This window comes from Campylobacter sp. RM16189 (assembly GCF_012978815.1).
Taxonomy (GTDB): Bacteria; Campylobacterota; Campylobacteria; order Campylobacterales; family Campylobacteraceae; genus Campylobacter_A.
On the sequence record NZ_LIWR01000014.1, the window covers coordinates 1 to 12,261 of the forward strand.

Annotated in this window: 17 protein-coding genes and 1 riboswitch; of the genes, 13 read left to right on the forward strand and 4 right to left on the reverse strand. The window is 34.9% G+C overall.

Annotation, left to right across the window (positions count from 1 at the left end; translation table 11 throughout):
* The first annotated feature begins 510 nt into the window (after positions 1–510).
* From CDOM16189_RS07745 to CDOM16189_RS07775, 7 genes are all read left to right on the forward strand, one after another.
* Positions 511–777 carry a hypothetical protein gene (locus tag CDOM16189_RS07745; protein WP_169976134.1) on the forward strand — a complete coding sequence of 89 codons (267 nt, stop codon included), beginning with the start codon at positions 511–513 and terminating at the stop codon, positions 775–777.
* A 124-nt stretch (positions 778–901) separates the two neighbouring features.
* Positions 902–1,882: an MMPL family transporter gene (locus CDOM16189_RS07750; protein WP_170000939.1), complete on the forward strand. Its 981-nt coding sequence runs from the start codon at positions 902–904 to the stop codon at positions 1,880–1,882.
* Positions 1,883–1,906: 24 nt separating this feature from the next.
* Positions 1,907–2,006, forward strand: a riboswitch (TPP riboswitch).
* Between the two features lie 25 nt (positions 2,007–2,031).
* Positions 2,032–2,226: a sulfur carrier protein ThiS gene (gene thiS / locus CDOM16189_RS07755; protein WP_169976137.1), complete on the forward strand. Its 195-nt coding sequence runs from the start codon at positions 2,032–2,034 to the stop codon at positions 2,224–2,226.
* Positions 2,223–2,996: a thiazole synthase gene (locus CDOM16189_RS07760; RefSeq protein ID WP_169976139.1), complete on the forward strand. Its 774-nt coding sequence runs from the start codon at positions 2,223–2,225 to the stop codon at positions 2,994–2,996. The genes thiS and CDOM16189_RS07760 overlap by 4 nt, the downstream gene beginning before the upstream one ends.
* A 21-nt stretch (positions 2,997–3,017) precedes the next feature.
* On the forward strand, positions 3,018–4,151 hold the full coding sequence (gene thiH, locus CDOM16189_RS07765) for a 2-iminoacetate synthase ThiH (RefSeq protein ID WP_502707260.1): 1,134 nt from the start codon (positions 3,018–3,020) through the stop codon (positions 4,149–4,151).
* Complete coding sequence (locus tag CDOM16189_RS07770; protein ID WP_169976141.1) at positions 4,144–4,722, forward strand: thiamine phosphate synthase; 579 nt, start codon at positions 4,144–4,146, stop codon at positions 4,720–4,722. Before thiH ends, CDOM16189_RS07770 begins: the two co-directional genes overlap by 8 nt.
* A gap of 66 nt (positions 4,723–4,788) precedes the next feature.
* A complete protein-coding gene (locus CDOM16189_RS07775) occupies positions 4,789–5,658 on the forward strand; it encodes an EamA family transporter (RefSeq protein ID WP_169976143.1) in 870 nt (289 codons plus the stop codon).
* Between the two features lie 316 nt (positions 5,659–5,974).
* On the opposite strand, the gene CDOM16189_RS07780 is transcribed toward CDOM16189_RS07775, so the two are convergent.
* Positions 5,975–6,157, reverse strand: coding sequence for a hypothetical protein (locus tag CDOM16189_RS07780; RefSeq protein WP_169976145.1), 183 nt, complete (start codon positions 6,155–6,157; stop codon positions 5,975–5,977).
* Positions 6,158–6,628: 471 nt separating this feature from the next.
* Here CDOM16189_RS07780 and CDOM16189_RS07785 point away from each other — a divergent pair, with 471 nt between their 5' ends.
* On the forward strand, positions 6,629–6,934 hold the full coding sequence (locus CDOM16189_RS07785) for a type II toxin-antitoxin system RelE/ParE family toxin (protein ID WP_169976147.1): 306 nt from the start codon (positions 6,629–6,631) through the stop codon (positions 6,932–6,934).
* Positions 6,924–8,021, forward strand: a complete 1,098-nt coding sequence (locus CDOM16189_RS07790) for a HigA family addiction module antitoxin (protein ID WP_283240841.1) — start codon at positions 6,924–6,926, stop codon at positions 8,019–8,021. Before CDOM16189_RS07785 ends, CDOM16189_RS07790 begins: the two co-directional genes overlap by 11 nt.
* Before the next feature lie 8 nt (positions 8,022–8,029).
* Here CDOM16189_RS07790 and CDOM16189_RS07795 read toward each other — a convergent pair whose 3' ends face one another.
* The 3 genes from CDOM16189_RS07795 to CDOM16189_RS07805 form a co-directional block, all read right to left on the reverse strand.
* A complete protein-coding gene (locus tag CDOM16189_RS07795; protein WP_169976151.1) occupies positions 8,030–8,386 on the reverse strand; it encodes a type II toxin-antitoxin system HicB family antitoxin in 357 nt (118 codons plus the stop codon).
* A complete protein-coding gene (locus CDOM16189_RS07800) occupies positions 8,383–8,610 on the reverse strand; it encodes a type II toxin-antitoxin system HicA family toxin (RefSeq protein WP_169976153.1) in 228 nt (75 codons plus the stop codon). Before CDOM16189_RS07800 ends, CDOM16189_RS07795 begins: the two co-directional genes overlap by 4 nt.
* 72 nt (positions 8,611–8,682) lie before the next feature.
* A complete protein-coding gene (locus CDOM16189_RS07805; RefSeq protein ID WP_169976155.1) occupies positions 8,683–8,991 on the reverse strand; it encodes a hypothetical protein in 309 nt (102 codons plus the stop codon).
* A gap of 431 nt (positions 8,992–9,422) precedes the next feature.
* Between CDOM16189_RS07805 and CDOM16189_RS07810 the strand changes: the two genes are divergently transcribed.
* The 4 genes from CDOM16189_RS07810 to CDOM16189_RS07825 all read left to right on the forward strand — a co-directional run bounded on the left by CDOM16189_RS07810 (position 9,423) and on the right by CDOM16189_RS07825 (position 11,900).
* The gene (locus tag CDOM16189_RS07810) at positions 9,423–10,154 is read left to right on the forward strand and encodes a hypothetical protein (RefSeq protein WP_169976157.1); all 732 of its coding nucleotides are present in this window, start codon (positions 9,423–9,425) and stop codon (positions 10,152–10,154) included.
* On the forward strand, positions 10,135–10,584 hold the full coding sequence (locus CDOM16189_RS07815) for a hypothetical protein (protein ID WP_169976159.1): 450 nt from the start codon (positions 10,135–10,137) through the stop codon (positions 10,582–10,584). The genes CDOM16189_RS07810 and CDOM16189_RS07815 overlap by 20 nt, the downstream gene beginning before the upstream one ends.
* A gap of 660 nt (positions 10,585–11,244) precedes the next feature.
* Entirely contained in the window at positions 11,245–11,493 is a 249-nt protein-coding gene (locus CDOM16189_RS07820; protein WP_169976161.1) for an antitoxin, read from the forward strand.
* Entirely contained in the window at positions 11,493–11,900 is a 408-nt protein-coding gene (locus CDOM16189_RS07825) for a type II toxin-antitoxin system VapC family toxin (RefSeq protein ID WP_169976163.1), read from the forward strand. Before CDOM16189_RS07820 ends, CDOM16189_RS07825 begins: the two co-directional genes overlap by 1 nt.
* Positions 11,901–12,261: the final 361 nt, after the last annotated feature.

Here is a 12,261-nt window from a genome sequence, read left to right on the forward strand (position 1 = left end):
GTTTTTTAAATCTTTAAAGAAAAATAGTTATCTGCATTATTAATAAACAGGCTTCCTACTACTTTCCTTAAAGCAAACTATTCATAAAACACAAATTCCATTGTAGCATTAAAACAAATAGTTCTAGTATTAATTCCATTCATAAATACTGCACTCAGTTTCGCTTATAGCAAATTCATTGTGTCTAAATTTTATATCTACAAACACTAGACTGAACTTTTGTCAGCACTACATACAACTTACATTTATTTATACTAAACCATAATTTAAAAACAGAGCACCATCTATTTAAATTTATCATTACTTTAAACTACTATTATAATTGTTATTACTTTGCTTCTGCTCTCAACTGCAATCAGAAGCTACTTTAAGCGGAATTTATTTCCGCCGTTAAAAGTAGCTTAAGGATAAAAAGGACAAAAATGAGAGAAGTTGCCAAAGAGCTATATGTAGTAGGAAAAGACATTAGTGACACTTGTACAGCTTTAAGTATCACTCGGTGTTGGACTCATGTTTGATTTCGCGCTTCACTGGCTTGGTAAATTTAAAAATCAAAAGATACGTGGTCATAGCGTAAAAAGTATGCTAAAGATTTTTTTATTAGGTCTTTTTATCACTATGAGTGGATACGCAGTCTTTATTCTGGCTCCTCTTGAGTTATTAAGGCAAGTTGCGGTGTTTTCATTTTTTACACTGTTTGGAGCGTTTTTATTCACATATTTTTTGCTTGCCTTTATTGCTGGAAGGCAAAATTTTTTCACAGAGTATAGGATTTAGAAAAATTTTGAGATGGTTTCATGGTTTTTGCATTTTATTGTCAAAAAGAATAGGATTAAAATTTTTAATATTCTTATTTATTATCTTTTCTTTGTTTTTGATGATAAATTTTTCTAAAATAATTGTGAGTGATAATATTAGAGATTATTCTAATTCTCCGCAAAATTTGCTTGATGATTCCGTAAAAATCGCACATATAACAGGCACAAACGTCTCAAATTCAATGATAGTCGTTAGAGAGGACGAGGACATAATAGCTAAAGAAAGAGCTTTGATAAAAGAGCTTGAATATGCAAAATTGATTCAAGATTACTCGTCAATTTCAAAAATATTTTTAAGCAAAACGGAACAAGACAGTATAAAAGAGCTATTTAAAAAAGCTAAAACCGATAGTAAAATATCCGGTTTTTATCAAAATTTAGGCATTGATAAGGAGCTGTTAAAGACAGAATTTGAGAAGATTGTTAATTTTAATACACTAAGTATAGATGAAATTTTAAGTAGCGATTTAGCAAGAGAATTTAAAAAATTTATACTAGAGAATAAAAGCAGCGTAATATATGCCGATGGATTTATAAAAAATAATCAAAGCAGCGAGATTTTAGCTAAACATAATGCCTTTAGTGTTAATTTTGTAGATGCTCTAAATCAAAATTTTACCGAAGCAAAATACTCTGCGGTAATATTAAAGATAGCTGCATTTTGCTTAGCTTTTATGGTTTTATGGTTATTTTTTGGTTTTGCCAAAGCCTTTATTGTAATGAGCCTTATCGCTCTTGGTATACTTATAATTTTGTGCGCATTTATTATATTTGGTTTTCATATAAACATATTTGTCGGATTTGGGCTCATATTGGCAAGCGCTGTTGGAATTGATTATATGATATTTGCGATGAATCAAGATTTGATGAGCAACGAGCGTATTTTTGGGATTCTTACTGCATCGCTAACCAGCTTTATATCGTTCTTTATGCTCTTTTTTAGTTCGACAAACGCCATAAGTCTATTTGGACTCTGCGTTAGTTTAAGTATAGCTTTTTACGCATTGGTGGCTAGTATTTTAAGCGTGAAGATGGAGTCAAGACAGCCAAATAAGCTTGCGTAAATTTAGAAAAAATAAGTATAATCACGCATGTATCAGGGGAGCGTTAGCTGAGATTAGGCGCAGGCCTTAGACCCTTAAACCTGAAGCGGATAATGCCGACGTAGGAAGATGCGCTACTTCTGATGCAAATTTAACCCAAAAGAAAAAATATGCTAATAATAAACGGCAAAGACGAGAGTGCCTTCATCGGCAAAAGTGTCGATGAATTCGCTTGTCAAAAAGGATTCAATAAAGAGTATATGGCTGTGGAAATCAATGGTGAGATTTTGCCGAGGGATAAATTTGACTCTAAATTCAATGACGGGGATAGAGTCGAGATAGTTTGCTTTGTAGGTGGTGGATGATGGATATTAATGATGATTTTTTAGAGCTTGGTGGGCATAAATTTAGCTCTCGTTTTATCTTAGGCTCAGGCAAGTTTTCTCTATCTTTGCTTGAAGCTGCGATAAAGGACGCAAAAGCTCAGATAGTTACGCTCGCACTTCGCAGAGTAAATGAGGGCGGAAGCGAAAATATACTTGATTTTATCCCAAAGGATATCACTATCCTGCCAAACACCTCAGGAGCCAGAAACGCCGATGAAGCCGTGCGTATCGCAAAACTTGCGCGCGAGCTTGGTTGTGGCGACTTCGTTAAGGTCGAGTGCATAAAAGATAGCAGATATCTGCTGCCTGATAACTATGAGACGATAAAAGCAACGGAGAAGCTTGCGAATTTGGGCTTTATCGTGATGCCTTACATGTATCCTGATCTAAACGTAGCGCGCGATCTTGTAAATGCAGGTGCTGCTTGCGTGATGCCTCTTGGCGCGCCTATTGGCACGAACAAAGGGCTTACCACTCGCGAGTTTATAAAAATTTTAATAGACGAGATAGATCTGCCTGTAATAGTTGATGCGGGCATCGGAAGCCCTTCTCAGGCGTGCGAGGCGATGCAGATGGGTTGTGCTGCCGTGATGGCAAATACTGCCATAGCAACTTCGGGTGATGTGCGTGCTATGGCAAAAGCTTTTGCGCTATCTATTGAAGCGGGTAGACTAGCCTATCTAGCCGGGCTTGGCGAGGTGAGCGAAATAGCAAGAGCATCTAGTCCGCTGAGCGGATTTTTGGAGTAGGATGTGAAAAATTTTGACGTGATGAGCTATATGGAGGGCATGCAGCGCATAGACGAAAGCCTAATGAAGCGCGTTTTAAGCCTTAGAGAGAGTTACGAATACGAGCGCTACGGCAAAGCTGATGTGGCAAGAGCGCTAAAGATACAGCGAGTGGATATAGAGGGCTTGCGTGCGCTTTTAAGCCCCGCGGCAGGCGACTTTCTAGAAGAGATGGCGGCTCGCTCGAAAAGCGAGATGAAGAGGTATTTTGGTAACAGTATCGAGCTTTTTACTCCGCTTTATATCTCAAATTTTTGCGATAGCAACTGCGTTTATTGCGGATTTAGCTCGCATAACAAAATTTCGCGCCTAAGGCTAAAGATAGATGAGGTAAAAACGGAGCTTGAAAATATCGCAAAAAGCGGGCTTAAAGATGTGCTGATACTTACTGGCGAGAGCGCTAAGAAGCGTGATTTAGGCTATATAGGTGAGGCCTGCAAAGAGGCTTCAAAGCTTTTTAGCAACGTTGGAGTTGAAATTTACCCGCTAAATTCTGATGAATACGCCTACTTGCACGAGTGTGGCGTGGATTATGTGATAGTGTTTCAAGAGACATATAGCCCCGAAAAATACGCCCAGGTTCATATCGGCGGGCAGAAGATGAGCTTTGCTTATCGCTTCAACGCTCAAGAAAGAGCGCTTATGGGCGGCATGAGAAGCGTTGGGTTTGCGGCTTTGCTTGGGCTTGATGACTTTAGAAAAGACGCCTTTGCAACGGCGATTCATGCAAATTTGATCCAACAAAAATATCCGCACGCAGAAATCGCGATATCCTGTCCTAGATTAAGACCTGCTAAAAATAAAAGCGAGGTAAACGCGGGCAAAGTTGATGAAAGAAGCCTTTTTCAAGCGATTTGCGCTTATAGAATTTTTCTTCCTTTTGCTAATATAACGATCTCAACGCGCGAGAGTGCGAAATTTAGAAACGGGATCATAAAGGTAGCCGCAAGTAAAATTTCAGCAGGCGTTAGCGTAGGAGTCGGCACTCACTCCGATACCGGCAAAAAGGGCGACGAGCAGTTTGAGATAGACGATACTCGCGGTGTGGATGAAATTTATACCGATATCCGCGCGCTTAATCTGCAGCCCGTGATGAGCAATCACATCTATGTTTGAGCTTATTTGCGTTACAAATCGCCATTTAAGCAGGGATTTTTTAGGCGATTTATCGCGTATAGTTAGCGAAAAAAAGCCAAATGCTGTTATCTTAAGAGAAAAGGACTTAAGCGAGTGCGAATATGAAAATTTAGCTTTAGAAGTGCTAAAAATAACTAGAAATTCTAAGACTAAGCTCATTTTGCATACACATTTAGATGCCGCTTTAAGGCTTGGAGTTAAAAATTTACACTTTCCTTTTGGTGAATTTGTGAAATTTAATGAGCTTAAAACTAAACGAGATCTAGTTAAAAGCGCAAATTTAACTATCGGAGTTTCGGTTCACTCTCTTGACGAAGCTATTATGGCGCAAAATTTAGGCGCAAATTATGTAGTGGCAGGACATATCTTTAAGACTAAGAGCCATGAAAGCGAACCTCCTAAAGGACTTGAGTTTTTAAAAGAAGTTTGTGCAAATTTAAACATCAAGACATACGCTATCGGTGGGATAAATGCTAAAAATTTAAGCCAGATAAAAGACACCGGAGCTAGCGGAGCTTGCATGATGAGGGAGTTTTTGAAATTTGATTAAGGCTAGCTGGAAGCTGGATTTAAGGCTAATTTATTATCATTTTAAAATTTTTATGAAGGATAATCGGTGAATAAACTTATTTTTGTGACGTTGCTTTGGGCTTTTAGTTTTAGTTTGATAGGCGAGTTTTTAGCAGGCAGGGTTGATAGCTACTTTGCGGCATTTTCGCGCGTTGTTTTGGCACTTCTTGTCTTCTTGCCGTTTATGAAATTTCAGGCGAAAAACACCGCCATATACGCCAAGATCGCACTCGTAGGCGCAGTTCAAATCGGGGCTATGTATATGTTTTACTACAACTCGTTTTTGTATCTAAGTGTGCCTGAAGTAGCGCTTTTTACGATATTTACACCCTTTTACGTAAGCGTGGTTTATGATCTTTTTGCCAAACGCTTGCGCCCGCTTTATCTGCTTAGCGTTGCGGTTGCGGTTTTTGGTGCTTTTATCATCAAATACGGTGGTGTAAATAGCAATTTCTGGCTTGGATTTTTGCTGGTTCAAGGCGCAAATTTATGCTTTGGTGTCGGACAGAGTGCGTATAAATTTTTGCTTGAAAGCAAGGGATTTAGCGAACAAAAGGGGCTTTTTGGCTGGTTTTTTGTAGGCGCTTCCGCGGTAACCGGCGTAGCGTTTGGTGTATTTGGAAATTTCGAGAAAATTTCACTTGATATGACGCAGTCTTTAGTGCTTCTTTGGCTTGGTATCGGCGCTAGCGGGCTTGGATACTTTATGTGGAACAAAGGTGCATGCGAGGTTGATAGCGGTACTTTAGCGATCATGAATAACGCACTCATACCTGCTGCGATCATCGTAAATTTGGTATTTTGGCATAAAGACGCAGACCTTGCGCGCCTTATCATCGGCGGAGTTGTTATATACATCTCACTTTTAGTACATAATAAAATAATAGCTTATTATGAAAAGAAGCAGTTGTTATAAACAAGGATTTTTAATCAGTATATATGATGCCCGAGGTCAAAATCTATTAAAATGCCTTCAAAACTCTATATTTTGATACTTTCAAAAAAACTTGAACACGATAATATCAAAAAATAATAAAGAAGTCAACTGTAGTATATCTATTATTTTTAAGAGACCCCTAAATTCAATCATATAATCAAGAGTGTAAAACAAAACCTCTTTTTATAGTAACCATATCCTGTATTGTCGTGATGCAAATTATAAATTAAATCCTTTTCGCTCTTTATTAATGCACCCCATAATCCGTTCTTTCGAATGTAAAGCTCTTTTTGGCTCATACTTTTTGCAGGATGAAAAAAATTAACTGCTTGGCTACTTTCGCCTGAGCTAATCGATCTTTTTTCATTATCTTCGCTACTCCTTTTGCTTGACTTCTGTTTGCACTTTTGACTTCCTTTTGTGTGAAATTTAAGCTACCGATACTCTCGGTTTGGATTATAGCTGATGCTACTGCCAAGTTTGTGGGCTATTGTAGCTAATATGCTTCAAAAGTCGTCAAGCTCGATGTGCTCTATATTAAAAGTATCAATAAATACTATGAAAGGTTCAGATAATGAAGTTGAAGTATGTATCATAAGTAAAGTATTAAAAAATGTGATTTAAAACCCACCTAAAAGGCTTTTAAAAACTTGTAAAAGGTAATGTAAAATTTTGTAAAATAATGTAAAATGAATTTTAGGCAGTTTGATTTTAAACAAAATAGTTCTTAGTCTCTAAAATTACGCACTTTTATGAAATTTTCTATCGCTTTGAATTCCTGCAAAACTTTTCAGATGAGATTGAAATCAAACTTATATACGAGCTTGAAGAGATACTAAGAGAGCTTAAGATGCCTGAAACTTATCAAAAATAATAAAATTTATTTTATGTTTTAATAAGATAATATAGGTTATTATTCACCCTAAAGGTGAATAATAAAAGGGCTATTTTGGAAATACGCTTTAAAACAAAAAAACTACAAAAACAATACGAACAATCAAAAGAGGCAATTAAAGCGTATGGTATAGACGTAGCAATGCGTTATGTTACGAGAGTGAATATTATAAAAAGTGCGAAATGTTTTGAAGATTTATGTTTAATAGTACCGCTTAGATTTCATCAACTAACAGGAAATAGAGAGGGGCAGTATCCCATTTATTTAAATGGATTTTATAGGCTGATTATTACTAATGATGGCGATGGTAATGTAGATATAGCCAAAATAGAGGAAGTGAGTAAGCATTATGGCGACTAATAATTACATATCAGATTTGGCAATACACCCGGGAGAGTTTTTGAGTGAAATAATAGAAGATATGGGGATGACACAACTAGAGTTATCTCAAAGGTTAGGCAGACCGACACAAACTATAAATGAAATCATTAAAGGCAAAAAATCAATAACTCCGGATACAGCTGTTGAGCTTGAAAACGTATTAAAAATACCGTCTCATATTTGGCTAGGGCTAGAGAGTGAATACCAAATGGTTTTAGCAAAGCAAAAAGAGCAAAAACAAATGGAGGAAGAAACTAACCTTGTTAAAAATTTTCCTTATTCAGACTTAGCAGGCAGTGGTTTTGTTAAGGGCACAAAGAATATGATTGAGAGAGTTGCCGAGCTAAAAAACTTTTTTGCTGTTTCAAGACTATCGGCAATAAACGGTATAAGCACATATAATCCAGCTTTTAGAGTTTCAAAAGATCATTCAAATATCTCTCCTGAAGCAATTGCTTCTTGGATGCAAGCTAGCACAATAAAAGCTAAAGAAATAAAAACAGAGCCATTTGATAAGAAAAAACTAAAGGACAGCTTGCCTCAAATAAAAGGGATTATGGCTAAAGAGGATATTAATAAGGCTTTGTCTTTAATTAAGGATATATTAGCATCTTCCGGGATTGCTTTTGTATGGCTTCCTAATTTTCAAAAAACAAAAATACATGGAGCCACATTTTGGGTTGATGATGGTAAAAAAGCAATATTATCCATGACTCTAAGAGGAAGTTATAGTGATATTTTTTGGTTTAGCTTTTTCCATGAAGTTGGGCATATTTTATTGCATAAAAAAAGAGATATTTTCTTAGAAAATGATGTTGATGATACAAAGCAAGAAGAGGAAGCCAATGAGTTTTCTAGCGATTTTCTAATCCCAAAAAAAGAATATGCAATTTTTTTAAAAGAACAGGATTTTTCTGCTGACAACATTAAGAAATTTGCAAAACATATAGATGTTTTACCATCTGTTGTAGTAGGAAGACTAATGTATGATAAAATCATAGAGTTTGGAGATTATAGACTTAACAAACTCAGAGATAGATATACTTGGGCTAGCAAATTAAACTAGCCCAAGTATTAAATGCTAGCTAGCTTTAAATTTGCTGCATCGGTTAAAAATTTAGAGCGATTTGAGCTTACGCGATCGATTGCCTCTAAAACGGATTTAGGCATAGTTAAATTTATGCGCACTTTTACATCTTCTTTTATAGGCTCATATATGCTTTCTCCGTTTTTTAAAGCGCCCTCCACATAGCACGCAAAAGCCTCTTTAAGCTCTTTTATCGCCTCCGCTTCACTATCTCCCCAGCCCGCCATTAGGTTATTTTTAGTAAGCCCTAAATCGGCATATTGCGCGTAATAGTCGCCATCATCAAGTCTTTTAACTGTTATGGTATAAGGCAAGTTTAGATAGTATTCAAGGTCTTTTTTCATTTTTTAGCTCCTATTTTTTCTAAAACAGCAAGAGTATAAACCTCTTTTATAGGCTTATGCCTAGGGATTATTATGCTATCTTTGTCTTTTTTAAATTTATGGTGCGAGCCTCTTGCGTGCTCTAATTCCCAGCCGAAATTTATTAAAATTCTTTGCAAATCTTCAAAGCTTGCATTTTTTGGATTATTTGCTAGTTTTGATATAAGTTTATCCAAGCTTCCCATTTAATTTCCTTATTTATACACATAAATATACACACTTATTAATTAAAACAAGATAAAACCCGCGCCGTTATTTCACTTTAAAGCTCCGACAGCTAGGCTTAATATGCTATTAGTAACCGATTTTATAGCCTCTTCGCTTGAAATGGATACCGCCTTTTTAAGTTTAGTTAGTATCGTTTCGCTCTCTTTTAAATTTGAAGGAGTTTGATTAAGCACTATAAGCCCTTTAGCCGTTAAGATAGCGTTAAGCACGCTCTTATCTCCGCCGTATCGCTCCAAGCTTATATAATCGTTTTTGCGTAACCACTCTATATTTTCTGTGCCTTTTAAGATAGCATTTCCAAAATAGTAAATGGCCATACTGTAGTCGTTTAATGCCACTTTATCTACTTTATGACTACGCCCACTCTGCTACAAAAGACTCACAATATATAGGATTTTAGTATGTGAGATATAAATTCAGTGAACTTACTTTTACCGCCTGAATAATGTAGAGATGATTGAATATACAAATAAATCCTTTTATTGGTTATATAAAATATGCCAAAATTTCGTTCCCTCTTTAGCATTTTTTTTAAAAATAAATTTAAAAACTTAAAACAACTTTCACAATCCTTTAAAAATTTATGAAAAATCAATAGTTTAGAACAATTAACTAATAAATACCAAGGCAGTGAGTATGACGACCAGTATAGTATTTAAAAAATAGAAACTAGCTTCAGCATCCCCAAAGTCAAAATCAGGCATCATTCTCAAGAGCGGAGATTTAAATCCACTAGAGATTAACTAAAGAACAACAAGGATATTTAAAAATGGATTCTCGTGGAGTTAAGCTAGTACTAGACAAGGAAAAGATACTTAGAGAGGGTGTCTATGACTGGGATGAAATACAAGAGGCGATAGAAGAAAAAGCGGAAGAATTTAATTTTAGAACATTTGACAACATAATTTATAGATTAATTGATAGTCCGCGAGCTCTAGCGGATATGGCACTCTTTGTATATCACTTCTTGTTTAATTTTAAAGCCGTTACCGACAACGTAAAAGAATTTATATGGCTAACCAGTGTAGACAAAGATTTCGACTTAACCTTACTTCTAATGAAACAAGGAAAAATACCTAAAACCGAAAAATACTACGAATACGAGAATAGAATCAAAAAAGAGATAGAGTTCGATAAATTCGTAGAAAATAACTATACCGCCAGACGAGGAGTAAAGCTTATTCTAGACGAAAAAAAGATAGAACAAGAGGGTATCTATGATTTAGAAGGGATTTATAAAGAAATTGATCAAAAAGCCATAGAGCTTAATTTTAAACCCTTTGACGGAGAAACTTATTGGCTTAAGGATAGCCCTCGAGCCTTAGCAGATATGGCACTATTCGTATATCACTTCTTATTCAATCTTAAAGCAGTTACAGATAATGTTAAAGAATTTGTCTGGCTAACTAGCGAGGATGGAGATTTTGATCTGACACTGCTTTTAATGAAGCATGGAAAAATGCCTAAGACGGAGAAGTACTATGAGTATATCCGAAAATAAAAATGAAGTAGAAGAACCTAAATACAATGCCAAGCGCGGAGTAAGGCTTGTTTTAGATGAAGAAAGATTGGTTAAGGAAGGCATTTACGATTTAGTTAAAGTAAAGAAGGTCATAAAGAATAAAGCGGAAGAGCTTGATTTTAAGACTTTCGATGGTGAAAACTATTGGCTTAAAGATGGTCCTGATGCTTTAGTTAATATGGGCAGATTCGTGTATCGTTTTCTATTTAGCTCTAAAGCGATAACGGATTACGTAAAAGAGTTTATTTGGATGACTAGTGAGGATAAAGATTTCGACTTAACCTTACTTCTAATGAAGCAAGGAAAGATACCTAAAACCGAAAAATACTACGAATACGAGAATAGAATCAAAAAAGAGATAGAAAACGACTCACTTTTTCAAAATAAGAGAGGCAAAAAGAGGAAATAGTTATCTCTTTTTTCTCTTTTTACTATTAACTAAAATTGCAATACGCAGAGTAAGGTTAATCCTTGATTAGAAAAATCAAAGCAGAGGGATAATGCTAGGTAGATGAGATTTATGATACCGATAAAGCCTTTTATAGAATGGCAAGGCTAGTATATGGTTTCATTTTTAAAAGAAAACCTATAATGCACAACATAATCGAATTTATATGTATAGGTAGTATGGACTAAGACAGAGTTCTAAATATGGCTCTTATGGATTAAAACATCTTCCCTAAAAATAAAAAACACTACGAGAATCTGCGAAAAGTAGCCAAAAGCGTAAATAATTCGAGACGAGATGAGGCGTATAAATCAGTTCTTGATGGAAGAATTTTTATAAAAAAAGAGATATGACCTTAATTATTTGTATTAGTAAATTTCTGGCACTGCCAAGAAATTCAAATAAATACGCTTATATCTTTAGTGGCAAATGTCTTAGCGAATAATAGAAAATAGTATAAAGCCGTTAATTCAAATGCTGCATAGCAAATAAACACCCAAGGTTTAGCTTTGGGTGTTTATTTTTTTAACTTAACATTGCAAAAAAGATTATTAATCTATTTAATCAAATTTTTATATTATAATATATATACTTTTAGAAATATATATTAAAGGAAAGCCAATGCAAACAGCAAAGATTTTTAAAAGCGGTGGGTCTATGGCTATACGTATACCAAAGTCAATAAATTTAGAGGGCATTAAAGAGTTTATTATTACCCAAACACAAAAGGAAATTACTTTAACACCAGTATTAAAACAAGATGAGTGGAGTGGACTTCTTAAGACTCTTAAAAGCATTAAAGAGAGTAATCTTAAGTTAAAGATACCGGAGCGATTAGAACCACAAGAGCGAGAGTGGGGATTTAAATAATGTTTTTATTAGATACCAATATTTGCAGCTATCTTATATCTCAAACAGAGCCTTATTTTAAAAACATCCTAGATAATCTTTTAAAGCAAGACAGATCAAAAGTTTTTATCTCATCTTTAAGCGTAGCCGAGATGCTTTACGGAGTAAAAAACTCAACCTACAAAGAGCAAAATTTAGCCCTTGTTAATGAGTTCATTGGTCATTTTAATATAGTGGATTTTAATTATGAGAGTGCCAAAATTTATGCAAAAGTTCGCAAACAAGCAAAGGATAAAAACAGAAAAGTCGGCGAGATAGATATGCAAATAGCCTCAATTGCAATAGCTAACAACCTAACTCTTGTTACAAATAATGAAAAAGACTTTAACTATATAGATTTTATAACTATTGAAAATTGGAGCAGGTAGATAACTAACTTTACAGTAGCCCTTGTGCCAACTGCAATAAATTAGACTAATAAGTTCTAGCGAAACGGAAAATAGCAATCTGTATGCTTTTTATAATTATATTATGCTTTATAGTTCAATAAGTATCTGCCCAAATTTCTATATAAAATATCATTTTTAGTAATTTTTACTACATAAAAAATAGACGTATATGGCTTATTTTATTTATAGACTTAGAGACTGTTAATTATTAAGAGATATATTTGTGTGAAATAAATTCTACTATCAAGTAAATATACTTGTAAGCTTTTCTTTAAATGTATCTGCATAAATTAGGTAAAAATAAAGAGAATGTTAAGAAAAAAATAAATAATCAAATTGA